Origin of the sequence: Rothia terrae (assembly GCF_014705925.2) — a bacterium.
Classification (GTDB): domain Bacteria; phylum Actinomycetota; class Actinomycetes; order Actinomycetales; family Micrococcaceae; genus Rothia; species Rothia terrae.
Genome location: NZ_CP062960.1, coordinates 43,295 through 65,402 on the forward strand (window position 1 = coordinate 43,295; position 22,108 = coordinate 65,402).

General features: G+C 55.4%; 23 protein-coding genes and 2 pseudogenes. 12 read left to right on the forward strand and 13 right to left on the reverse strand.

The genetic code is table 11. From position 1 onward, the window contains the following. Positions 1–23 precede the first annotated feature (23 nt). Positions 24–887, reverse strand: coding sequence for a GmrSD restriction endonuclease domain-containing protein (locus IDM49_RS11530; RefSeq protein ID WP_228008263.1), 864 nt, complete (start codon positions 885–887; stop codon positions 24–26). On the opposite strand from IDM49_RS11530, the gene IDM49_RS12345 reads away from it, so the two are divergent. After that, on the forward strand, positions 871–1,086 hold the full coding sequence (locus IDM49_RS12345) for a hypothetical protein (protein WP_228008264.1): 216 nt from the start codon (positions 871–873) through the stop codon (positions 1,084–1,086). The two genes, IDM49_RS11530 and IDM49_RS12345, sit on opposite strands and share 17 nt — an antisense overlap. Positions 1,087–1,635: 549 nt before the next feature. Here the strand turns inward: IDM49_RS12345 and IDM49_RS11535 are convergent. Further along, the gene (locus IDM49_RS11535) at positions 1,636–1,980 is read right to left on the reverse strand and encodes a hypothetical protein (RefSeq protein ID WP_193836693.1); all 345 of its coding nucleotides are present in this window, start codon (positions 1,978–1,980) and stop codon (positions 1,636–1,638) included. 364 nt (positions 1,981–2,344) lie between these two features. Here IDM49_RS11535 and IDM49_RS11540 point away from each other — a divergent pair, with 364 nt between their 5' ends. From IDM49_RS11540 to IDM49_RS11550, 3 genes are all read left to right on the forward strand, one after another. Further along, entirely contained in the window at positions 2,345–3,334 is a 990-nt protein-coding gene (locus tag IDM49_RS11540) for a zinc-binding alcohol dehydrogenase family protein (protein ID WP_193836695.1), read from the forward strand. A gap of 251 nt (positions 3,335–3,585) precedes the next feature. Next, entirely contained in the window at positions 3,586–4,269 is a 684-nt protein-coding gene (locus IDM49_RS11545; RefSeq protein WP_193836697.1) for a toll/interleukin-1 receptor domain-containing protein, read from the forward strand. 24 nt (positions 4,270–4,293) lie between these two features. Next, positions 4,294–5,196, forward strand: coding sequence for a hypothetical protein (locus IDM49_RS11550; protein WP_193836699.1), 903 nt, complete (start codon positions 4,294–4,296; stop codon positions 5,194–5,196). A gap of 98 nt (positions 5,197–5,294) precedes the next feature. Here the strand turns inward: IDM49_RS11550 and IDM49_RS11555 are convergent, their stop codons facing one another. Then, positions 5,295–6,248 carry a tyrosine-type recombinase/integrase gene (locus IDM49_RS11555; RefSeq protein ID WP_193836701.1) on the reverse strand — a complete coding sequence of 318 codons (954 nt, stop codon included), beginning with the start codon at positions 6,246–6,248 and terminating at the stop codon, positions 5,295–5,297. Between the two features lie 306 nt (positions 6,249–6,554). Here IDM49_RS11555 and IDM49_RS11560 point away from each other — a divergent pair, with 306 nt between their 5' ends. From IDM49_RS11560 to IDM49_RS12595, 3 genes are all read left to right on the forward strand, one after another. Further along, positions 6,555–7,199: a helix-turn-helix domain-containing protein gene (locus IDM49_RS11560; RefSeq protein WP_193836703.1), complete on the forward strand. Its 645-nt coding sequence runs from the start codon at positions 6,555–6,557 to the stop codon at positions 7,197–7,199. Between the two features lie 21 nt (positions 7,200–7,220). Further along, positions 7,221–8,543 carry a type II toxin-antitoxin system HipA family toxin gene (locus IDM49_RS11565; protein ID WP_193836705.1) on the forward strand — a complete coding sequence of 441 codons (1,323 nt, stop codon included), beginning with the start codon at positions 7,221–7,223 and terminating at the stop codon, positions 8,541–8,543. 385 nt (positions 8,544–8,928) lie between these two features. Continuing rightward, positions 8,929–9,111 (forward strand): recombinase family protein, encoded by a 183-nt coding sequence (locus IDM49_RS12595; protein ID WP_193836707.1) that lies wholly within the window; start codon positions 8,929–8,931, stop codon positions 9,109–9,111. 112 nt (positions 9,112–9,223) lie between these two features. Here the strand turns inward: IDM49_RS12595 and IDM49_RS11575 are convergent, their stop codons facing one another. After that, the gene (locus IDM49_RS11575; RefSeq protein ID WP_193836709.1) at positions 9,224–9,955 is read right to left on the reverse strand and encodes a TIGR02391 family protein; all 732 of its coding nucleotides are present in this window, start codon (positions 9,953–9,955) and stop codon (positions 9,224–9,226) included. Positions 9,956–10,581: 626 nt separating this feature from the next. Between IDM49_RS11575 and cmtR the strand changes: the two genes are divergently transcribed. Further along, positions 10,582–10,941, forward strand: coding sequence for a Cd(II)/Pb(II)-sensing metalloregulatory transcriptional regulator CmtR (cmtR, locus tag IDM49_RS11580; protein WP_023024707.1), 360 nt, complete (start codon positions 10,582–10,584; stop codon positions 10,939–10,941). After that, positions 10,942–11,538, forward strand: a complete 597-nt coding sequence (locus IDM49_RS11585) for a cadmium resistance transporter (protein ID WP_168615718.1) — start codon at positions 10,942–10,944, stop codon at positions 11,536–11,538. Here the strand turns inward: IDM49_RS11585 and IDM49_RS11590 are convergent. From IDM49_RS11590 to IDM49_RS11610, 6 genes and pseudogenes are all read right to left on the reverse strand, one after another. Beyond that, on the reverse strand, positions 11,485–11,850 hold the full coding sequence (locus IDM49_RS11590) for a TIR domain-containing protein (RefSeq protein WP_193836711.1): 366 nt from the start codon (positions 11,848–11,850) through the stop codon (positions 11,485–11,487). The genes IDM49_RS11585 and IDM49_RS11590 overlap by 54 nt on opposite strands. Positions 11,851–12,507: 657 nt before the next feature. Beyond that, the gene (locus IDM49_RS11595) at positions 12,508–12,738 is read right to left on the reverse strand and encodes a recombinase family protein (protein ID WP_193836713.1); all 231 of its coding nucleotides are present in this window, start codon (positions 12,736–12,738) and stop codon (positions 12,508–12,510) included. A 115-nt stretch (positions 12,739–12,853) separates the two neighbouring features. Beyond that, positions 12,854–13,440 (reverse strand): annotated as a pseudogene (locus IDM49_RS11600) (recombinase family protein). Between the two features lie 297 nt (positions 13,441–13,737). Beyond that, positions 13,738–13,914, reverse strand: a pseudogene (locus IDM49_RS12350) (trehalase-like domain-containing protein); the annotation flags it as partial. A gap of 168 nt (positions 13,915–14,082) precedes the next feature. Continuing rightward, entirely contained in the window at positions 14,083–14,769 is a 687-nt protein-coding gene (locus tag IDM49_RS11605; RefSeq protein ID WP_193836715.1) for a DUF305 domain-containing protein, read from the reverse strand. A gap of 48 nt (positions 14,770–14,817) precedes the next feature. Beyond that, on the reverse strand, positions 14,818–16,926 hold the full coding sequence (locus IDM49_RS11610; protein ID WP_322745998.1) for a copper-translocating P-type ATPase: 2,109 nt from the start codon (positions 16,924–16,926) through the stop codon (positions 14,818–14,820). On the opposite strand from IDM49_RS11610, the gene IDM49_RS12485 reads away from it, so the two are divergent. Next, positions 16,852–17,097: a hypothetical protein gene (locus IDM49_RS12485; protein WP_322745999.1), complete on the forward strand. Its 246-nt coding sequence runs from the start codon at positions 16,852–16,854 to the stop codon at positions 17,095–17,097. The two genes, IDM49_RS11610 and IDM49_RS12485, sit on opposite strands and share 75 nt — an antisense overlap. 6 nt (positions 17,098–17,103) lie before the next feature. Here IDM49_RS12485 and IDM49_RS11615 read toward each other — a convergent pair whose 3' ends face one another. From IDM49_RS11615 to IDM49_RS11625, 3 genes are all read right to left on the reverse strand, one after another. After that, a complete protein-coding gene (locus IDM49_RS11615; RefSeq protein WP_193836718.1) occupies positions 17,104–17,430 on the reverse strand; it encodes a heavy-metal-associated domain-containing protein in 327 nt (108 codons plus the stop codon). 114 nt (positions 17,431–17,544) lie between these two features. Further along, positions 17,545–18,672 carry a sensor histidine kinase gene (locus tag IDM49_RS11620; RefSeq protein ID WP_193836719.1) on the reverse strand — a complete coding sequence of 376 codons (1,128 nt, stop codon included), beginning with the start codon at positions 18,670–18,672 and terminating at the stop codon, positions 17,545–17,547. Further along, positions 18,669–19,475 carry a response regulator transcription factor gene (locus IDM49_RS11625; protein WP_193836721.1) on the reverse strand — a complete coding sequence of 269 codons (807 nt, stop codon included), beginning with the start codon at positions 19,473–19,475 and terminating at the stop codon, positions 18,669–18,671. Before IDM49_RS11625 ends, IDM49_RS11620 begins: the two co-directional genes overlap by 4 nt. Positions 19,476–19,783: 308 nt before the next feature. Between IDM49_RS11625 and IDM49_RS11630 the strand changes: the two genes are divergently transcribed. Both IDM49_RS11630 and IDM49_RS11635 read left to right on the forward strand, forming a co-directional pair. Continuing rightward, on the forward strand, positions 19,784–20,359 hold the full coding sequence (locus IDM49_RS11630) for a CueP family metal-binding protein (RefSeq protein WP_193836723.1): 576 nt from the start codon (positions 19,784–19,786) through the stop codon (positions 20,357–20,359). A gap of 71 nt (positions 20,360–20,430) precedes the next feature. Continuing rightward, positions 20,431–21,951: a multicopper oxidase family protein gene (locus tag IDM49_RS11635; protein WP_193836724.1), complete on the forward strand. Its 1,521-nt coding sequence runs from the start codon at positions 20,431–20,433 to the stop codon at positions 21,949–21,951. Positions 21,952–22,108 lie beyond the last annotated feature (157 nt).

Consider the following 22,108-nt stretch of genomic DNA (forward strand, 5'->3'; position numbering starts at 1 on the left):
TCTTAGGGAGAGGGCTCTTGTGCTTACTTACGTTCGCAAGCGATACCGTCATGATCGCCGTCTAGGTTAGAAGAATATCCTGGGCTACCTGCATACAGCGGAGCCGCTCCAGCAGCACGCGCCTCAGCACAATTCGCAAATACAGCAGTAGCCGGTGCTTGCTGAGCCGGTACCTGTTGAGTTGGTGCCTGTTCCGCAGGAGGGGCAACATATGCCGGAGCAGTAGCCTGTTGCACCGGAGCCTGAGTAGGTTCTTCCACTACTGGGGCAGGATCCTGAGTTTTTTCAGGTAGAGTCGCACCACAGTTACCGAGAACTTGAATCATCGCGTCCTTTTCAGGCTGCTTGACCCACAGGCGATACTTAGCTTTCACATCAATCTGTTTGCTGACATAGGTGCACCGGTAATCCTTGTTTGAAGGCAGCCACGTTGCTGCATCTGCATCGCTCTTTTGCTGGTTCGCCGGTCCATCCACTGCAAGCAGGTTCACTGGATCATTAGCGAGCTGTTCCCGATCGGTAGTCGAGAGATTTTGCGCTCCGGTTTGCCATGCATCTGATAAAGCGACCACGTGGTCAATTTGGATAGCGCTGGAGGTGTTTTTTCCTTGCTGAAAATCGATGGTGGTTGCGGTGTACGGGTCATCGAGTACTCCAGTGATGACCTTGCAGCCGTGGGTTCTAGGTTTGGCGGTGATGCTGGTGAGGTCTCTGCGGAGGATGTCGTTTCGGGTATCGCACCCGTTGTGGTCTATATCTGCCCATACTTGGCCGAATTGTTCGCGTGAGTAGCCTGTTTTCGGTGCTCGGCCTTTGACTTCGAGGGTTTCTAGGGTGTCCAGGGCTGTCTGGGCATCGGAGGATTGTGTGGTGTCTGATCCTGGCACCGCTGCGGTGTTTTTCTCATCGGCCAGTGGGACGGCTGTGGGGGAGGGGCTGGTTGCCGCCGGGGTGGGTGTTGCGCTGGTGATGGTTGGTGAGGGTGGGGGTGCTACCGAGGGGGTAGCTGAGGCGCTGAGGGAAGTAGTGGGTGAGGGGGTGGTTGCCGAGTTGGTTCTCTCAGGGGAGTTGCCTGTGATGACTTGAACGAGAGCGACGATAAAAAGGATAACAAAGAAGAGAACTGCGATTCCTAGGCATCCCAGGCAGGAGAGGACTCCGCCTTTTGCTACTTTGTTTTGGGGAGTTTGATTTTGGTCTGGGAAGTTTGAGAGAAGGCATGAAGTACTTATCTATTCAGGGGATATCAACCCATATTTTGTAGACAGCCTTTCTATTATAGTGAATCGTCTAGCCTTTACAGACATGTGCGAGTGTCCAAGCCTTCTCAAACAAGTGAGGCGTTTATGGTCTTTTGGCCAAACTCGCTGTAACCGTTGAATGCTTCGCAATCCAATCGGCAGCATCAGGGTCAATCAGCTCAGTTAATGTATGGGTGGAGTCCAAAACCGCTAGTGTTTGCCTTTTCTCACGTTGCACATCTAATCGGGATAACGGTTCATGGTGAGCGCAACGATTGCGCATCTTGTAAGTCCTCTCTAAGTGGTTTTCAAACTCTTCCCGAGAAACCTTGTGAGTGAGAGAAACCAGGACTTTAGGCCATACCGTACTTTGATAAGTGCGGGTAAAGAGGAATCACCAAAAATCAAAGGATAAATCCGTAATGATTTTTCCTGGAAGAGTCGGAGGGGTCATTGTTTGGTGGGTTCGTTGGCGGGCTTTCTTGATTGATTTTTGCGCTTGGTGTGTGAGCGGGATGCGTGTAGATAAGAACCAGTCGACTCCGTAGACGGCACTGAGTGCGCGGTCAATGGCGTTGCGCAGTAGGACTTCGAGGTGCCCGATTTTGACGAGAAGTTCTTTGGTGATTCGGGCATTGTAAATATAAAGCCGCTCAGGGTCTGGGTGGTGAGAGTATTTGCTGAGTCTGGGCGCAGAAAACCAGTGTTCGAGGTCGGTGAGGGGCTGGTTGTTTTTCATGTTTTCTAGTATTACAGTTAGAGGTGAAACCCCCGGGTCGATTCCTACGCTGGTGCGTATATCGCCGGGGTTATTGTTTTGCCCTGAGATTCATAGATTAGAAAAGAAAAATGGGTAAGTTGGTAACCCTGATTTAGAGTACATCGCCCTAAGACTACCTATTCTCGATACCTTGGCGCGTCATGATGGAATTCTTGGTATCGACATTCATTCACACGCTTCAACCAATCTTCAATCAAAGCACCAGTAAGAGTCGGCTGCTCTAAATGAAGATTAAGCCCCGGCTCTTTCAAGAACAACAAAGGTACCCCCCCTTGAAAGTGCCCACACCCCACCACTTATTATTAATTTCATGGATAACAACATGAAAATAATCGCCATCACCGACTCACTACCCATCGAAGAGGAAAATGCCTTTCTAGAAACTAGCGCACCCAAACCTACAATTGGGCCAAAGGACCTCCTCGTTAAAATAAACGCCGTCTCCATCAACCCGGTAGACATCAAAGTACGAACTAGCTCCGGATCACAGGAAGAACCTAAAATACTCGGCTGGGACGCCGCAGGAACCATCGAAGATATGGGCTCAGAAGTAGAGGGCTTTTCCATTGGCGATGCCGTGTACTACGCAGGGGATATCACCCGCCCAGGAAGCAACGCAGAATACCACGCTGTAGACTATCGGATCGTCGCTCACAAGCCATCTTCTCTCGATTTTAAAGATGCAGCAGCTCTCCCACTCACCGCAATCACAGCGTGGGAGACCTTGTTCGATCACATGAAACTCACCAAAGAATCAACGGGAAACCTATTCGTCAATGGAGGCGCCGGCGGTGTCGGGTCGATGATTATTCAACTAGCAAAAGCTAAAACTTCACTAACAGTCATTGCCTCAGCCTCTCGCGAAGAGTCTAGAGAATGGTGCAAAAAGATGGGTGCAGACTACATCGTGGATCATCACCAAGAGTTAGCCTCGCAGTTGAGGGAACTCGATGGCGCGGATTATGTTTTTTCGGCCTACACCACAGGTAAGGAAGAGGAACTTGCTGAAGTAATGAATCCTCAAGGCCATCTTGTGTTGATTGATGATCCTGAATCCTTAAACATCGGTGCCTTTAAACCTAAGTCCATAACTGTTACCCCGGAATTTATGTTTACTCGATCCATGTTCGAAACCGAGGACATGGACTATCAGGGGAAGCTTCTGGAAGAAGTGGCGACTCTGGTGGATAACGGGACAATCAAGAGTACAGCCACTGAGTATTTTTCAGGGTTGAAAGTAGATACTTTCCGTCAGGCACATCAGCGGGTCGAAACCTCTCATGTGGTGGGCAAAGTAGTCATTTCCTACTAGTTTCTTTTTGAAAAATAACTGGAAAGCAGCGGTCTTGCTGTCTGCTTTCCAGTTATTTATGTATTGGTCTTACGCTGATTGTTATCGACTTTTTCTTGAACAGTGATGACTTCGGCTTTGTGTTGTTCTGACCAATGGTGTAATACTTCTCTAAAAGGTACCTCTTATCTCTGAAGGGGACATTCTACTAACCAAGTTTTATCCCGTCAGAAAAACCCGAACATATATTCCAAAACGCCTATAATTGTGACATGGCACAATGTACAGCACCCAGTCAGGGACATCGAACAGCAAGCGGACGAGCGAACTGCCCCGCATGTAGCAACAGAGGCTACTCCTCATATTCCAATCCCTCCTACTACTATCCCGGTTATAGCAGCACTGCCACGAGCAACAGGGTTTCCTCCTCCACAAGCAGTAAAAAATCCTTCCGCAAAGGATCCACCGTATCCTTATCAGCTACCGAATACACGACCCTTAAACCGGTACACGAGCAGTCGGTCAAACAGGCAGAAACATACCCTGATAAAAGGGATCTCTTCCTTTGCCATGCCTGGGATGACCGTGCCGGAGCAGCCAAAGAACTTCACGATGCCTTAGAAAATTTAGGGGTAAGCGTATGGTTCAGCGAAAAAGATATCGAGCTCGGAAGATCTCTGACCCGATCTATTGACAAGGGTCTGAAAAACTCCCGTATAGGTATCATTCTCGTCACCCCGTCCTTCTATAAACGGGTTGATGCGGCCGGCATTGCAGAACAAGAACTCTCAGCTCTGTTACGCTCTGATCGAGTTATCCCAATCGTGCATGAAACCACATATGAAGAACTTGCTGAAATGAGCCCTCTCCTGGCGGCCCGATCAGGGCTCAATACCGAGGGCTCCTCATTTGAAGATGTAGCTGAGAAACTAGCCGAAGCAGTCTTGGTGGACTAAGTCTTCCAGACAGGGGGATTTTCTATGGTCAAATGTTCTAGCAGTTCCTGCCAACACGCTACAGGTAACGGGTGTGTTTGTGCGTGCGGTCATGGAAATCACGGCGCTAAAGCACGTTTACGTTGGGCTGTAGCACTGAGGGTTCCAGCAGGCCAACGCACTAGCCAGCAAGAGAATGATAGTACGATTGCAGCAGAGCAACGATGCAAGGCCCGCATCGCACTCACAAAACAGAGCGAGAGTCTGCGTCTTTCGAGGACAGATCCGCGTCGCCATGATGCCAATGCATTTTTTGAGGCTAATCGATCTCTTGAAATTGTGGATTGGTTGATAGAGCATCCTACTGAGTTAGAGCAGATGCAATGGATAGCGGATCAAATCGGGGATTCTGCAGAAACCCTGCTTACACAGCATAAGGGAAAGCACCATCGTGTAGCTGATCATCTGTGGTGCGATATTCTGGCGGCTCTCGCGGTTATCTTGGAGAAAGCACTTAAAACTAAAGACAAGATAGTTGACCTCGTCGCTTCAGAAGTCGCCGATGGCGTGTGGAGACTACTGAAAAGCCAACGAAATAAGGAACTAGGCAATGCCCCTTGCCAGAAACCGCAAACGCGAAATACAACAAGCCGGCTATCGCGAGATATATCTAAGGGACTTGACGAGCGGATCTTGAAAAAGACTATACAGGTATTGGTCGAGAAAATTATCAAGCACTTCACTTCAGATCCAGTGATGTCCATTGAAAACCTATTACTACAGATCCGTCTGTTAGCTCTACTTTTCTGCCCTGACCCCTATGCGCATCGAGCTGTATGGAATCATTGCATGATTCCCCTTCTCAAGGAGAGGATTATTGCTGAGTCTTTGAAAGAGCTGCAAACGCTGAAACGGCTATTCGACCAGAAGTGGACCTGGCCCCTGTAGATTTTCGGTTTATGACAGGACGTTTCCACGGAGAACTTAGAGATTGTCGTACTTCGTTTTAGTCAGTATCACTGGCATAAGTAAGGTAATCCCAAATCTTATTCGAAAAGTGTTCCTACTACCCGCGCGGATGAGTTCTCTAATCTTGACCTGGCATGGTCATACCGTCTGGTCGTGCGGGGGTCTTTATGGCCCAGTGAATCCTGCAAATGATGCAGAGCGACCCCCATCTCTAGGGCCAGCGTGGCGTGCGTGTGGCGCAGGACGTGGGCGGATACGGTTTTTCTGATGCTAGCGGTTAGGGCTAGTTTTCTCAGCAATCCGTCCACGTTGCTTCGTTGCCAGGGTCGCCCGGTACGGGTCACAAACATCAGGGGAGAGGCTCCGTTGTTCTGTTGGTTTTCTACTTCTTGCCCTGTTGTTGCGGTCAGCTCTCGCAGGTTCTTCAGGGTATGTTCGGGTAGGTAGACCGCGGACTTTTTCCCGCCTTTCCGGGTGATCAGCAGGCGTCCCTCCGAGATATCTGCTTCCCTAATGTTCAGTGCTTCGCTGATACGCAACCCGGTGGAGAGCAACAGGTCCACGAGGGTTTGGGTTCTGAGGGAATGTTCGGTGGCGGCGTCGAGCAGTCGCAGTGCTTCGCGTTGGGTGAGGGCTTGGGTTGCGGTGAAGTCGGGGTCGATGGTGGGTCTTCGGATGTATTCGGCCGGGGATTTCTCAATGACCTCCTCGAGTAGCAAAAATCGATAGAAGGCTGAGATCGCTGCGAGGCGCCGGGCAACGGAAGCGTTCGAGTTGGTGTATTGTTCGTGGACCCGAGAGAAAACATCTAGGTGGGTGCGGCGTACCTGTAATAAATCTACCTGGGCTTCATCAAGGAAGGTGCAGAAGATTTTCAGATCATTGAGATAAGCCTGCTGAGTATTTTCCGAAGTGTAGGAGAGTGCCCATGAGACGATGAGATCGCGGTGTTTGACGAAATTCGGCTCAGTTGAGTCAGCTCGAATCAACTCTGATGCTTCGCTGGGTATTAAATCCAGTTCGCCCGACATTCCCACCACATTTCCTGAACAAAATCGTTTTTTGAGACCCGCACCACCAGAAAAACAGCGTGGAGCTCTCTCAATCCATTTTATGGTACATAACGTACATTATGTCCTAAATAAAAAAGCATTGTAAAAATGAACGAAGTCTACATTTGTGCACATTCTGAAAAGTATACGAACATAGACTTTCTCGGATGTTTATGAACGTAAACATTCTTAATTGTTTACAAGTATAAACTTTTCAAAATGTTTATAAACGTGTACTTTAGAAAAAGTATACGAACATCAACACTGAGGAAACAGTAACTAACTATGTCTGATCAACCCAGAAATATACGATCATCCCGTGATCTTGGAGCTTTCATCTATGATGCCCGCACCCAACGCCACCTCACCCAAGAAGCCTTGGCCAATAAGGCTAACGTTTCACGAAGCTGGCTTATCGGACTAGAGCAAGGAAAGCGTCCACGCGCTGAAATGGATAAAATTCTCAGCCTTCTAGACGCACTGGATATTTCACTGAGCCTTCAAATGCTGCAGAATCATGAAACTGTATCGAAAAATCAAACTCCTCCAGACAACGCAGCAAAAGAGATCTCTGAACATAAGGCATCTTCACCGGACGCGCAGAATACAACATCAGATACCACCTCAGCTCCTTGGGAATCATTAATAGGTGGTACCTTCAAAAATGCGATCACCTCTCACCTAGATACGAGCCAGCACTTAGAGACATATCTATCGGGCCAAGCAGCACAACCATTCAAGAATGCCAACCAGATTCTCGGGAACGTAGCTGGGGCAAACATGCCGAATATCGCGAAAATGATCGGGGCAAATACGCCCAGCATCGAGAAGGCAATCAGAGCGAATATCCCGAATTTCGGGCAAGCCTCCGGTATCTCCCAAGCGCTCAACTACAAAGAACGAGAGAATAAAACCTCAGACTCTGAGTAAGAACTAGCCGAGAAGAACCCCATGAAAAAACTCTGCGTTGTACTTTATGATCAAGTAGTAGCTGAACTCACCCAAGATTCTTCCGGGGCGAAGAAATTGACCTATATTTGCGATGCCCCACCACCAGCTCAGCTCTCTATCGCACTTCCCTACCGTCATAGCCCCTACCCGAAAAAACCCACAGAAGCTTTTATCGAAGGGCTCATTCCCGAAGGTGAAGCTGTACGACAGTCCTTAGCCGATGAGTACAATCTCTCATCGTGGAAAAATCCCTTCGCAATTTTAGAAAAAATAGGTCTGGAGTGCGCTGGGGCCGTTCAGTTTGTTGCACCAGAAGAACTAGAAAATCTTGCGAATAACCCGGGTGATCTTATCTCTGTCACTGAAGAACAGCTGGAGCGAAGATTACAACGCTTGGGGGCATCTTCCGGTAATTCTTGGGTATTGCATCGAGAACGGTGGTCGTTGGCAGGAGCGCAAAGCAAATTCGCCCTACGCCTTCACCACGGCCAGTGGTATGAAGCTACCGGGGCTCAGCCCACCACTCATATTTTTAAACCGGGTATTCACGATCTTAAAGATCAGGCACTGAACGAACATCTGTGCCTTAAGACATTAGGACGATTAGGTTTACCCGTTGCACACACTAATTATCAGAGATTCGGTGGCTCCGGAGCTATTGTGGTGAAGCGTTACGATCGCATCACTACAGATGCAGGGGTCTTTCGTCTTCATCAGGAAGATATGTGTCAGGCTACTTCTACCTTGCCGGAGAGGAAGTATGAATCTTCTCGGGGGCCCTCTGCTCTTAAAATTATTGAACTCATCAGGCAAGTATGTCCGCCGGAGGATGTAGAGACTTTCGTTCAGGCGCTGATCGCAAATTATTTGTTAGGCGCTCCGGATGCGCACGCTAAAAATTATTCATTGCTACACCTGCCTGACGGGCAGATACGGTTTGCTCCGCTGTACGATATTGCATCAGGTTTTCCATATACCTCCTTATTGAGCGGTGGTAGCGCAGATATAAGCCAGTCAAGTACTCATGGGATTCCCGGCAAAGATGATGGTCTCGAGAAAGCCGCGATGGCTATTGGTGGTGAGCGGCGTTTTGGGAAGGTAACCAGTAAGCATTGGACTAAGTTCGCCCAGGATGCAGGCTTGAATGAAGATCGGTTAAGAGCAACGGTGCAGTATATGGCTGAGAATCTCCCTGAGGTTTTACGTCAGGTGTGTATAGAAGAAGCTGAAGCTATTGGGGAAAGCGATTTAATAAAGCGGATGCGGCCCAGTGTTGAGCATCTGTGCGAAACGACGTTGACCATGCTGGATAGGGACTACTGAGGAATATCGGATGTTTTTGATGCATTTTCCAAGCTCAACTCCAAACTTTGGAAATACCTACCTGTGGTGGGCATTTTCTTTGTCTCCTATATACGCAAGTAGCATATTGTTAAACTTATTCGCTGTCACTTAGGCATTACCTATGAATCTAATTGATGTCTATTCTCGTAGATTTCACGAACGGTCTTTATAAGGTTTGTTGTGGATAGATTTAGGATGTCAGGGCTTTTGATAAGCACAAGTTCGTCTTTTTGATTACATTCGAGACGATTATTTAGTTCTTATCAAAAGCTCTGACCGTTTAGCGCAATCCACCACAGATTTATTGAATGTTGTGCAAGAAATATGAGATAAGGGAGAGTAAATTCGATTTATCGATAATCCTTTGCTCAGTATAAAAATACCACAAGATGCATTCATATTCACCATTTTGGGTACAGTAGCGGAGTTTGAATGGGTAACCATGCGCGAACGACAAGCTGAAGGCATCGCTCTAGCTAGAGAACGCGGTGTTTATTCAAAGTTCCGTATTCTAAAACTTAGTACTGAGCAAATTGAATGGGCATGAAAAAGGTAAACGATGGTGTGCCGAAAACACGCATAATAAAAAATCTAGGTATCTGCCGTACCGCTTTACATTATGAATTGATCGGGACAGGCCGCTATCAACAATCAGGGAATTAAACTCTAACAATTGTTGCTTGGTCCACCCACCTAGCCAATAAGCTAAAGGCCGTCAACTGTTCCAACGCTATTTGTTCCTCATCATCCGTATTTTCATGCGAAGTATGCATAGCGGGGTTTCTAATACCTGAGTACAAACCTTCAGCAAGTGCTCGCGCACCTCGATGGATGCTCTGATAAGTAGGGCTACCATCATCGTCCATAAGACGCAATCGAGGTTTTCCCACTTTGGGGTCCTCTAATGAAAATGCTTGATTAAACAGATCAGTTTCAGAGACATCACGTCGCCCCAATTTCTTCTGAGCCTCGGCATTTACTTGGATTGCTGCATCCCTTACTGCTTGTTGGTAGTGTCCGCCTTCCCACAAGGATTGAATACTACCCCATACCCAAGGATGAAGGTTTGAAGTATCCATTTCAGGGGAATTATCTCCGAGGTTTTGGGTAAGTTCTTCTTCACGCTCTAATGCTACTTTTGCGCGGGAGGCTTGCTTGCGTAACCACCGGAAATCTTTGTCAGCGGCGGGTTTCTCCGATCTCCAACTGGGCATAGTTCTATCGAGAATTTGCTCAACCACATAGGCTCTTTCAGAAGCCTCTGTTGAGGGACCACGCATAACAGTTCCCAGATAAGCGACCCCAGGGGCTGTTTGGGGACGGACTTGAGCGGTAATTTCAAGAAATAGCTCTATTTCCATGATTGCCCATACTTTATTTAACTGCGTCATAGACCTATCTTAATAACAGCGACGATGGGTTGAGCAAAAAGCTATTATTCGTGGACCCATATTGTAAGCCGCTACGTTGGCACAGGGGCTAAACAGCACTGCTGTGCACCACATGGTGAAAGCCACTAAATACATAGGTCAGTCTCCGTCTTGGAAGATGAAAAGACGCGAAAGTTATCTTCCGCGTCTTTCCATAAGTCGTAAATCCTTATCGTTTCTTAAATAAATTTCTATGCGATGGCCAGCGAAGACAGATAGGGCTAGGGCAATTAACAACAGGGCACTGTGCCACATCCAGCCCCAAGCAGTGAGGAGTTCAATGACCTGTTCTGCGGTATTACCGAAAATATCTGATGCTGTCCTATTCAAAATAGGTTCCTATTCATTGGCTGAGTAATGCGGAGATACCACTAAGGAATGTTCATTCCGTAGGGGCTGTGTCCTATGTGTCTCATCACTACGCTAGGGGCGGGGGCTGACAATATAAGCCTTGATTCCGTGATGTCTCAAAAACGAACGATTTCGACACAGGCAGTACCGAAGGGCGCTGGTTTGCCCCGCATCACCGTCAAGCCGACGTTCGACCCTCGTTGCAACAGTTCAGCAGCCGCTGTATAGTTCAGTGTATGCTGACTATTGCTTCGCGCTTGGACGTGATGAACCGATTGGGTCGGGCGATGGCCGATCCCACCCGATCCCGTATTCTCCTGACCCTGCTGGGCGGCCCGGCCTACCCGGCCGCTCTCGCCCGGGAGCTGGAACTGACGCGGTCAAATGTGTCGAACCACCTCACTTGCCTACGGGACTGCGGAATTGTGGTCGCCGAACCGCAGGGGCGGAAGACCCGCTACGAGATCGTTGACGCCCATCTTGTCCAGGCGTTGAACTCACTGCTGGATACCACTCTGGCTGCCGACGAGAATGCCCCGTGTATTGATTCGGCATGTGACGTGCCCGGGTGCGCCACCGGAGAGGGGAACAGGTAAGTGGTAACTGGTCTCCTGGGGGCGGTTGGTCTGTTTATCGCCACCAATATCGACGACATCATCGTGCTCTCGCTGTTCTTCGCCCGTGGGGCCGGCCAAGCAGGGACCACACTTCGGATCCTGGCCGGGCAGTACCTTGGTTTCGCGGGCATCCTCGCAGCCACGATTCTGGTCACCCTAGGGGCGGATGCCTTCCTGCCCACCGAGGCGATCCCCTACTTCGGGCTAATCCCCCTGGCCCTGGGACTGTGGGCGGCCTGGCAAGCCTGGCGGGGAGACGATGACGACGACGATGACGCGAAAGTCAGCGGAAAGAACGTAAGCGTCTTGACCGTCGCCGGGGTGACCTTTGCCAACGGTGGCGACAATATCGGCGTTTATGTCCCGGTTTTTCTCAACGTGGATACCGCCACCGTTATCATCTACTGCGTCGTCTTTCTGATTCTGGTGGCGGGCCTGGTCCTGTTGGCGAAGTTCGTGGCCACCCGTCCACCCATCGCGGAGTTTCTCGAACGCTGGGAGCATGTGCTGTTCCCGATCGTTTTAATCGGCCTGGGTATCTTCATCCTCGTCAGCGGCGGCGCCTTCGGCCTTTAATAAACTCATCCCCCGTGCTCCTAGGGCCTCTCTAGGTTTCCTCACTGGCATCAACTGAACCGCCCATGTGCACTTGCCCACCATAACGATGGTCACGGACGTGTCTCGGAGGTACTTCTCCCGAATCCGATCCTTGATGTAGTCATCATCACTGCTGTGGATAATGTCGCCAGCCATGCTTGCCCCGATGCCGCGCGCGATGAGCACGTCTTGGTCATGATCGAAATCCTGAATGAATTGCTGCACCTCATACTCATCGTCGTGATGATAAGAGATAAAGCACTTCCGACGCGTGTGACTCCCCAAGCCCATGAACGTTCCTCCTCCAGACCTGCATCTGTACAAGCCACTACGCCAAGAATACAGATGGTACAGAACAGAACGACTTCGACTCACCGAGGGATTGATTCGCGACAGGTGCCTGTCGCGAATCAATGTGGCGTGATGATTTGCAAAAGTCCTTGTCCTCGGCCGGCACCTGAAAGCCGTCGAATTAGGCAACTACAACCTCCAGGGCACTCCACGAGGATCTCTGCTTCTGCAAGCTTGTACACAAACCGTTGCAACATGTGCGCCCCTCAGCCAGCTTCACGCATGCAGGATGCGCGCATCCCTCATCCTTGCTCTGATATCCGAAGAAGTCAGAGCAAACCGCTTAACCAGTTCCTGCTGAGGTCAGGGGGTTAGCATCAGCAGCCTCCTGTAGGTGGGTAGTTTCTCTAAAAGCTAACTGCCCCTAAGGGGGCAGGGGAACCGTGTATTGCTTACGGCCTGTCACCCTTTTTTCGTCGGCCAGTGGGGAGCTGTATCCCGGCTTTAGCTAGAGCGCGCTGGACTGTTCGGTTCGATACGCCGAACTCTGCCGCCGCTTCTTGAACAGTCGGGTATGTCTCTGTCTGGAAATAGGCATCGTCAAAGTAAGCCGCTATTCGGTATGAGACAGAGCGTCCTTGCGCCGACCGTTTTTTATTAGCCTTTGACAGTTTCGAGATCTCGGCTTGAGCGTATTCGCTGCCGCGTCGCACCAGTCATCCGATCTTCAAAAAGAGAAAAGACACCCTCTTTGCGCAACAATTCAGTCTGCCGCTCCAGGTTTTGACCCTTGGAACTCACACGGGCGTAGCCAACCTTTTCGCCAGACACACCCTCGGGCTGTTCGGAAATATCTAGAGGCAACGACACATCTGTTCGTTTATCCATAAACCTACCCTAGCGAACAGGCGTTTTTGTAGTTCACAATATGTTCGTTTGGGGTGTTGTCAGAGTCAAAAGTCGTTGGCACAGATTCCGAGAGTCATCCTGTCGCAATGCCCGGTTATGTGGATTTCGAGGGGTCCTTCTGCCGCGTAGGTAATACCCCAGTTTCTTTGCGCAGCGCCCGGTAGACGGTGGTGCGACTAACTCCCAGAACTTCGCCGATCTGAGCGACAGTCATGTCTTTTTGTTCGTAGAGTTTCCGTGCGGTGCGCAACTTATCCCCGGACAAGGAGGGCGGCCTGCCGCCGGTTCGGCCTCAAGCCCGGCGTTGGTCCGCTCCCGGATTAGGTCACGCTCAAACTCTGCCAGTGAGGCGAAGATGTGGAAGATAAGTCGCCCGCCGGAGGAGGAAGTGTCGATGTTTTCCTGCAGCGACCGAAACTCCACTCCCCGCTCTTGGAGGCCGGCGAGTTGATCAATCAGATGCCTAATTGACCGGCCCAATCTATCCAGGCGCCAGGCCACCAATGTGTCACCGGGGCGAAGTTGATCGAGCAACTTGTCGAGTTCGGGACGCGACTCCAACGATCCGGAGGCGGTGTCGGTGAAAATCCGGTAGCAGCCGGTCGCAGTGAGAGCGTCGTGTTGGAGTCGGGCGTCCTGGTCGCCGGTGGAGACCCGGGCGTAGCCGAAATCATGTCCCATACTCAAAAACGTATCAGAACCCGTGCGGAGGTCAGTGAATGGGCACATAGAATACGGCACTGTGTTGTGATACAAAAGTGTAGCGCGCCCACCTTTACGTATGGGACTATTTCGGAAACCGGGTTTTTGTGTCAGAAACGAAGCTTAAACGGTCGTTTGTGACACATTGAGCGACGGTGCTCAAAAGTAGGCTCATGGAGCTAACTTTGTGTGTCAAAAGTCTGCTTCAATACTAGATTGTCTCACAACCTATAAGACGCGGGCGGGTGAGTCTATGAGGAAAAGCCCGGCGGGACAACCCCCGGGCACATCTGCTAGCCAGTGACCATCACGATGGTCGCCGAGAAGAGCGGAAAAGGCCGCCTGGGAGTCAAAGCGCGGCAGACACAACCAATCAATGCTGCCCTGCCGGCAGACCAGGGCGGCCGTGTGAGTATCGGACAATAATGCGTAGTCCTCCAAGGGTCTGGACACAGGAGCTTTCCCCTTTCCTCAGTGGTGCGACCAGAGGGAGAAGAAACATCCACCCCGGTGCACCCGCTGCGGTGACAACGACCCATCGCCCGCAGCAGGTGGCAATCGTCACGGTTATCCCTCTTTTTCAGATTCCAGTCCTCGGGATCAGAAAAAGACGGGCACCTGTCATAGGTCAGTGAGCATCTGCTGCATCTGAGCGATCTCGGCCTCCTGGTCGTTGATAACTTGTTCGGCCAGGGTGATCGCATGGGGATTCTGGCCGTCAGCAACCTCGTCACGGGCCATGTCGACCGCACCTTCGTGGTGGGCGGTCATCTGCTCCAGGTAGAGGCGGGCAGCCTCAGTGCCCTGGGCTTCCTCAAGGGCTGTCATGTCCTCCTGGCTCATCATCCCGCTCATGCCACCCATCTCGCCGTGATCCATGCCACCCATCTCGTCCATGGTCCCCATGCCTCCAGAGTCGGTGACCGGCTGCTGGCCCCAGGCCTCGAGCATGGCGTTCATCCGATCAATCTCCGGTCCCTGGGCGTCAATAACCCCCTGGGCAAACTCCACGACCTGGGCGGGGATACCCTCCTTGGCCAGGAGCATCTCACTCATCTCCACGGCCTGCTGGTGATGGGGGATCATCATCTGGGCAAACATGATGTCCGCGTCGTTGTGATCGGCGGATATCTCCCCGTCCGCCTCAGTCGTCGCCGTGGTGGCCTCGGTCGTCTCAGGGGTAGTCGTCGCAGTGCTGGTGGCCGAGGTGGTGGCGTCGGTGTTGCCTGACTCGGTGGTCTCACCGCAGGCGGCCAGCGCCAGGGTGGAGGCCACGGCGAGAGTGGAAAGAACAAGGGTGCGCTTCATGGTGGAGCCTTTCAGGGTCATATGGGGGCAGTGGAGAGAAGTGGTGGATCAGTGGACGGCGGTGGATGCCGGAGTAGGCGTGGCGTGTTCCTCTTTCGACTCGGTCGGAGCCAGGTGAGCCGGATCCAGATCAATGCGGCGTAACAGCTGGGCGTTCAGGGCCACCACGATGGTCGAGGCAGACATCAAGATCGCGCCCACGGCCGGGGACAGCACAAACCCGATCGAGGCAAGCATTCCGGCGGCCAATGGCACGGCGAGGATGTTGTAGCCAGAGGCCCAGATCAGGTTCTGGATCATCTTGCGGTAGCTGGCCTGGGACAGCTCAATCATCGACAGCACTGCCCGCGGGTCATCACTGGCTAGGACCACCCCGGCAGATTCCATGGCCACATCCGTGCCGGCACCGATGGCGATACCGACGTCCGCGCGGGTCAGAGCGGGGGCGTCATTGACACCGTCACCGACCATGGCCACGCTCAAACCCCGGTCCTGCAGCTGCGTGACCTTGGTGTCTTTGTCCTGGGGCAGGACCTCGGCGAAGACCTCATCAATGCCTAGGTCCTGACCGACGGCGTGGGCCACCTGCTGCGCGTCGCCGGTGATCATCGCGACCTTCACCCCGCGGTCCTGCAGAGCTTTCACGGCGGCGCGGGATTCGGGGCGGATCTTGTCCTCGACGGCCACCGCACCGATGATCTGACCGTCGCGGACAATATGGAGCACACCGGCCCCACGCCCGGTCCAGGCGCTGGTGGTGTCGGTGAGCTCGGCCGGGATGGTGAGGTTGAACTCGCGCAGCATGTTCGGCCCGCCCACGAGGATCTCAGCGCCATCGACAGTGGCCCGGACCCCCCGGCCGGAGGCGGCGCTGAAACCAGTTGCACGGATTTGCCGACGGGAGGCCTCGGGATGGGCGGCCGCGGCCGCCACGATGGCGCGGGCCACGGGGTGCTCGCTGTCGGCCTCCGCGGCGGCGGCCAGGGCCAGCAGCTCGCCCTCGGTGACGCCGACAGCTGCTGCGACACCGGTGACCGCGTGCGCACCCTCGGTCAGGGTGCCGGTTTTGTCGAAGAGCACCACGTCGATGGTGCGCATCCGCTCGAGCGCCATCCGGTCCTTAATGAGCACCCCGGATTTCGCGGCCCGCTCGCTGGAGATCGCAATGACCAGCGGAATCGCCAGGCCCAGGGCGTGCGGGCAGGCGATGACCAGGACCGTGACCGTGCGCACCACGGCATCGTCCGGGTTGCCGATGATGGTCCACACCACCGCGGTGATCAGAGCGGAGATCAGCGCGAACCAGAACAACAACGCCGCCGCCCGATCCGCCAGGGCCTGGGCCCGGGAGGAGGACTCCTGGGCGTCGGCAACCATGCGTTGGATCCCGGCCAGGGCGGTGTCCCCGCCGGTAGCCTCCACCCGGATGCGGACGGTGTTGTCGGTGGCCACGGTACCGGCGACCACCTTGTCACCGGTGTCGCGGAAGACGGGACGGGATTCGCCGGTGATCATTGCCTCATCGAATTCGGCGGCTCCGTCGAGGATGGTTCCGTCGGCCGGCACCCGGGCACCGGCCCTCACCAGCACGACGTCGTCGACGACCAGCTCGGAGATGGCCACGGTGCGGGTGGTCCCGTCGATGACTTTCTCGGCCTCATCCGGCAGCAGGGCAGCCAGCGCGTCAAGCGCGGAGGACGCGGCCCCGAGAGCGGACATCTCCAGCCAGTGGCCCAGCAGCATGATGGTCACCAGCAGGGCCAGCTCCCACCAGAAGTCCAGCTCAAAACCGCCCAGCCCCAGAGTGGTGACCCAGGAGGCGACAAACGCCACGGTGATGGCCATGGCGATCAGGAGCATCATCCCGGGTTGGCGGGATTTCAGTTCTTTCCATCCGCCCTTGAGGAAAGGCGTTCCGCCGTAGACGAAGATAATCGTGCCCAGTACCGGGGGAATCCAGGTGGATCCGGGGAATGCCGGGAGGTGGTAGCCGAGCAGGTGGGCGACCATGGGGCTGAAAATAACGACGGGAATGGACAGAATCAGCGACCACCAGAAGCGGTCCCGAAACATTGCGGTGCTGTGTCCGGCGTGTTCGCCGTGACCATGAACGTGGTGGTCTTCGTCCAGGGCGGAGTGCGGGTGATCGTGGGGCATCGCCTGGCCGTGGGTGTCGGCATCTGCGTGGTGTTCGTGGCTGGCATGATCCGGGTGGTGGGGGTGGTCTGTTTCCGGGGCGGGGTGATCACCATGGTGATCACCGGAATGGTGGGGAGTGCTCATGACGTTCCTTTCGCTCAACCCGGTCGGGGTCGAGATGATGGGTAAAACTGATCAGGATAAGACGGTGTAGCCGGTCTCCTCGATAGCCCGGCGAACCATCTCCGGAGGTACGACACCGGTGACCGTGACGGTGGAAACACCACCAGCAGCGAGATCAACCTGGACGTCGTCGACCTGGGGAAGGGCCTGAAGGGCCTGGGTCACGCTTTTCGCGCAGTGCCCGCAGCTCAGGCCGGTGACCTGGTAGCTAGGGGAGGACCCTCCTGCTGACGAGTCGCTGGCGGCAGGGATGGAGGCGGTGTCGGTACGTGAGGCAGGTCCGCAACAGCTGCAGCTGTGGGAGGCCATCGGCAAGAGGCGGGGCGGGGAGGTGATCATGGGAAAGCTCCTACGGGTCGGTGGGATGCGGCGATGCTACTCTCTAGCATATACCCCAGGGGGGTATATTTGGAAGGGGTGGAGGGCACGGCCCTCACGCGGGGCAGGGTGCGGTCACCGAGCAGCCTCCTCACTGTCGGGAGGGGACAGCGGGAGGCGGAGGGTAAACACCGCTCCGCGACCGGGTCCGGGGGAGGTGGCGGTGAGAGTGCCGCCGTGGGCCTCGATCAATGCCTTGGAGATGGTCAGACCGATACCGGCCCCGCCGTTGTCCCGGCTGCGGGCGGCATCCCCCCGGTAGAAGCGTTCGAAGATGTGTCCGAGCTGGCCAGGTGGGATGCCCTCGCCGTCATCGGCAACGTGGATGAGCGCGGTGGACGCCCCCTGTCGGTGGACGCTGATCCGGACCTGCCCGCCGGCCGGGGTGTGCCGTAGCGCGTTCGACAGGAGATTGCTCATCACCTGGCCGAAGCGTTGCCGATCCACGAGCACCTGGGCGGTGTCCGTAATGGTCTCGACCTGTAAATCGACGCCTTTGTCAGCATAAGCTTCCCCCGCGGCAGCAGCGGCGGTATGGAGCAGATCCCCGAGCCCTTCCTCCGCCAGGTCCAAATCGATCCGGTGTTCCTGGGCCCGGGAGACATCGTCGATGTCTTCCATCAACCGGGTCAGGCGGGCGAGTTGGTCAGCCATGATCGTGTGGGTGGCATTATTCCAGTCCACAACCCCGTCCTGGAGACCATCGAGGTAGACCGTGAGCACCGATAAGGGGGTGCCCATTTCGTGGGCCAGATCAGAGAGCATCTGGCGGCGGACCTGTTCGGTGTGTTCCAGCCGGTCGGCCATGGTGTTGAAGGCATGCGCCAGGGTGGTGACCTCGGGGCCTGCTTCTCCGGCGGGCACGCGGATACGGTAGTTGCCGGCCGTCAGGCTGGTAGCGGCGCGGGTGAGATCCTGCAGGGGGGTGCGCAGGCGACGCGATAACCACAGGCTGGCCAGCAGGGCGCTGATCAAGGCGGTGGGCAGGGCGACGGCCAGGGTGATCAGGTTGGCGTCCCGGTAGGCCTGCTCGGCATGGAACAGCTCCAGCGAGGGGTCCTCCTGGCCGGTCATCAACATATGATCATGGAACAGGGTCGGGCCCACCATCGTGGCCACGGCCGCGGCCACCAGCAGGCTAATCACCACGACCAACACCTGGGCGGCCAGGAAGCGGAAGGTCAGGCCGGGTCCGTGATTCATGGCTGCCCCACCCGGTAGCCCACGCCACGCACAGTGTCGATAAACCCCCGGCCCCGGGTGTCGGTGCCGAGCTTGCGACGCAAGTTACCGATGTGGACATCGACGATGCGTTCATCACCGACCCAGGTGGTGTCCCAGACCTCGGTGACCAGGTCGTGGCGGGTCAGCACCTGGCCGGGGCGCAGAGCCAGGGCAAGCAGCAGCTCGAACTCCGTGCGGGTGAGCTCTACGGTCGTCTCCCCCACCCGCACCTGATGGGCGACGGGGTCAAGGATGAGGTCACCAACGATCAAAGGGGTGGTCACCTGCGGTGGGGTGGTGCTGGTGCGCGGGCGGCGCAGCACCGCATGCACCCGGGTCACCAGTTCCCGGATGCTAAAAGGTTTGGTGATGTAGTCATCCGCCCCCAGGGTCAAACCGCTGATCTTGTCGTCCTCGCTGCCACGCGCGGTGAGCATGAGGATGTAACAGTCCGAGAAGGTGCGGATCCGTCGGCACACCTCCAGGCCGTCGAGTTCGGGTAGCCCCAAATCCAGCACCACAACATCGGGGGAAAAGCGACGGGCCTCGTCCAAGGCCTGGGTGCCGGTGTGCGCCTGGCGGGTATCGAACCCGGCCCGGATGAGGTAGGAGGCCACCATCTGAGCCAGGGGTTGTTCATCATCGACGACCAGCACCCGCCCCGGGGGCGTGGCGGTGGTCGGTGTGTAGTCAGCCATAGACCCCAGTATCGCTCCGGCCAGGGGGGAATACCACCCTCGCTCAGTGCCCGGCGGGGAAATCTTCATCAAATCTTCAAACATCACCCTTCAACCGCCGTCACCCCTGTGCCCCACCCCGGGCCGGCGGCATCGCCTCCACTGGTCGGTTCAGCAGGCGCCAGCAGGGATTTCACTGCCTGCACCGCATACCCGGGGCGGATAGAAGGACATCGCCCACGGCTGTGGGGTGGTGACCCAGCCCACCGAATTCACCCCCTTTTCGCCCTGTCATAGTGCTGTGAGCAGGGTTTTTGATTTCTAGTCCGTCAGGCACCCGTGTTAGAAAAGGTACGGCATCGACCTTGAGGCGGTGTCTTCTCACGGTCTTACCACGATCCAAGGAGATTGACGTGAAACGAGCAGCGATCGCAGCCGCCGCCCTTGCCCTCGCCCTCACGGGGTGTTCGGCCGCCGACCCGGAACCCACCGCCGACGGGACGGTGTCCCAGGATACATTCCTGACTACCCATGGTCTGGCCGCCATGGACGCGGTGGAGATCATTGATCACCTCGACCGGCAGAAGGTCACTGAGCGTCCCACGGATCTAATCGCCTCAGTGCGTGCCAATGAACTGCTGCTCTCGAGCGATGACCAGGAAGTCGTGGTCGATCTTCCCGACAATCAGACGTATGTCTCGATCGCACCCTATCTCACCTCCACCCACGACTGCTTCTACCACAGCCTCACGACCTGCCTGGGGGAACTGGACAATGAGGATATCCAGGTCACGATCACCGATGAGGCTACCGGTGAGGTGCTGGTGGACGAGGCGACAACCACCTTCGACAATGGGTTTATTGGCTTCTGGCTTCCTGATGATACCACCGGCCTGATTGAGGTCAGCTACCAGGGGCGTACCGGCACCACGGAGTTTTCTACCACCGACGACGGTGCCACCTGTGTCACAGACCTGCGCCTGACGTGATGGCTCAGCAGAGTCCTCACCTGCGCCTGTCTCCCGTATCACTGAAATCTTGCACCAAGAAAGGTTAAATCATGACAAACGCGTCTTCCCGACGACAGTTTCTGCTCGGCGGGCTCGTCCTCGCCGGCACCGGGGCCCTGACCGCCTGCACCAGCAACCCTGGACCCGCTGCCTCGGCATCAGGTTCCTCCCTTCGCCCCACTCCCACCCCCACTGCGCTCGGTGAGCCGACGGTGCGCCGGACACTGACCACCCGGCCCCTCTCCCTGGATATCGGCGGCATCGAAGCCAAGACGTGGGGGTACGTCTCTGACACCGGGGATGCGGCCATTGAGGCCACCGCCGGCGACGTCCTCCAGGTCGATATCACCAATGAACTGCCTGAGAGCACCTCTATCCACTGGCATGGCATCGCACTCCACAATGCAGCCGACGGTGTGCCCGGCATGACCCAGGACCCCATTGAACCTGGCGAGTCTTTCTCCTATGTTTTTGAAGTCCCCCACGGTGGCACCTACTTCTACCATTCCCACACCGGCCTGCAGCTTGATCGCGGCCTCCACGCCCCACTGATTATCCGTGACCCGCAAGACGCTGAGGACCAGGACGTCGAGTGGACCATCGTGCTCGACGACTGGGTCGATGGCATTCAGGGCACTCCCGACGATGAGCTCGACAAGCTCACCGGGATGGGTTCGGGCGACCATAACGGGGGGATGGAAATGGGCGACCATAACGGGGGGATGGAAATGGGCGACCATAACGGGGGGATGGAAATGGGCGACCACGGCACCCCGGACCGGGTACTGGGCGGGGATGCCGGCGATGTGATGTATCCGCACTACCTCATCAACGGACGTATCCCCCGTGCTCACCGGACCTTCGAGGCTCGCCCAGGCGACAAGGCCCGCCTGCGGTTTATCAACTCCGGCGGTGACACCATCTTCAAGGTGGCCCTCGGTGGTCACCGCATGACCGTCACCCACACCGACGGCTTCCCTGTCCAGCCCTGGGAGACCGAATCGATCTACCTGTCCATGGGCGAGCGTGTCGACGTCGAGGTCATCCTCGGCGACGGCGTCTTCCCGCTCACGGCTTTGGCGGTGGGTAAGGACGACCGCGCCTTCGCCGTCATCCGCACTGCCGACGGCCAGGCCCCCCGCCCCGATGTCGACTTCCCCGAGCTGTCGTCCACCGGACTGCTTCTGTCCTCCCTGAAGCCAGCAGACCGTGCACTCCTGCCCGAGGGCACACCAGACCGAGAAGTCAGCATCGACCTGGGCGGGCAGATGATGCCGTATGAATGGAGCATTCTCACCGACGGCCAATCCTCCTCCGCGACCGTGCAGGAGGGTCAGCGCCTGCGGATGGTCATGCGCAACAGGACCATGATGCCCCATCCCATGCACATCCACGGCCACACGTGGGCGCTGCCCGGCAGCGGCGGGCTACGCAAGGACACCGTCCTTCTCCGCGGGGGTGAAACCATGATCGCCGACCTGATTGCTGAGAACCCCGGTGAGTGGGCATTTCACTGCCATAACGCCTATCACATGGAAACCGGGATGTTCAGCTCGCTTCGCTACGAGTAACCCCCACAGTAGGGTTGAGTGCCGAGGTGGGCAGAGTCGCTGCAGACCACCCATCGGTCAGCACGGTGACCTTCCTCGGTGTTGTGGTCTTCCGGGACAACCAGAATACCGTCTTCTTCCCCACCGCCCGGCCGCGGTGTTCCTGAGGGAGGTCACC

Bases quoted from the DNA above. Each gene is read 5' to 3' on its own strand.
- IDM49_RS11595 (WP_193836713.1), bottom strand. From the start codon at position 12,738: ATGGATAAACGAACAGATGTGTCGTTGCCTCTAGATATTTCCGAACAG.
- IDM49_RS11575 (WP_193836709.1), bottom strand. From the start codon at position 9,955: ATGACGCAGTTAAATAAAGTATGGGCAATCATGGAAATAGAGCTATTT.
- IDM49_RS11550 (WP_193836699.1), top strand. From the start codon at position 4,294: ATGGTCAAATGTTCTAGCAGTTCCTGCCAACACGCTACAGGTAACGGG.
- IDM49_RS11625 (WP_193836721.1), bottom strand. From the start codon at position 19,475: ATGTTTGAAGATTTGATGAAGATTTCCCCGCCGGGCACTGAGCGAGGG.
- IDM49_RS11605 (WP_193836715.1), bottom strand. From the start codon at position 14,769: ATGAAGCGCACCCTTGTTCTTTCCACTCTCGCCGTGGCCTCCACCCTG.
- IDM49_RS11610 (WP_322745998.1), bottom strand. From the start codon at position 16,926: ATGCCCCACGATCACCCGCACTCCGCCCTGGACGAAGACCACCACGTT.
- IDM49_RS11545 (WP_193836697.1), top strand. From the start codon at position 3,586: ATGGCACAATGTACAGCACCCAGTCAGGGACATCGAACAGCAAGCGGA.
- IDM49_RS11540 (WP_193836695.1), top strand. From the start codon at position 2,345: ATGAAAATAATCGCCATCACCGACTCACTACCCATCGAAGAGGAAAAT.
- IDM49_RS11620 (WP_193836719.1), bottom strand. From the start codon at position 18,672: ATGAATCACGGACCCGGCCTGACCTTCCGCTTCCTGGCCGCCCAGGTG.
- IDM49_RS11615 (WP_193836718.1), bottom strand. From the start codon at position 17,430: ATGATCACCTCCCCGCCCCGCCTCTTGCCGATGGCCTCCCACAGCTGC.
- IDM49_RS11555 (WP_193836701.1), bottom strand. From the start codon at position 6,248: ATGTCGGGCGAACTGGATTTAATACCCAGCGAAGCATCAGAGTTGATT.
- IDM49_RS11590 (WP_193836711.1), bottom strand. From the start codon at position 11,850: ATGGGCTTGGGGAGTCACACGCGTCGGAAGTGCTTTATCTCTTATCAT.
- IDM49_RS11560 (WP_193836703.1), top strand. From the start codon at position 6,555: ATGTCTGATCAACCCAGAAATATACGATCATCCCGTGATCTTGGAGCT.
- cmtR (WP_023024707.1), top strand. From the start codon at position 10,582: ATGCTGACTATTGCTTCGCGCTTGGACGTGATGAACCGATTGGGTCGG.
- IDM49_RS11635 (WP_193836724.1), top strand. From the start codon at position 20,431: ATGACAAACGCGTCTTCCCGACGACAGTTTCTGCTCGGCGGGCTCGTC.
- IDM49_RS11565 (WP_193836705.1), top strand. From the start codon at position 7,221: ATGAAAAAACTCTGCGTTGTACTTTATGATCAAGTAGTAGCTGAACTC.
- IDM49_RS11535 (WP_193836693.1), bottom strand. From the start codon at position 1,980: ATGAAAAACAACCAGCCCCTCACCGACCTCGAACACTGGTTTTCTGCG.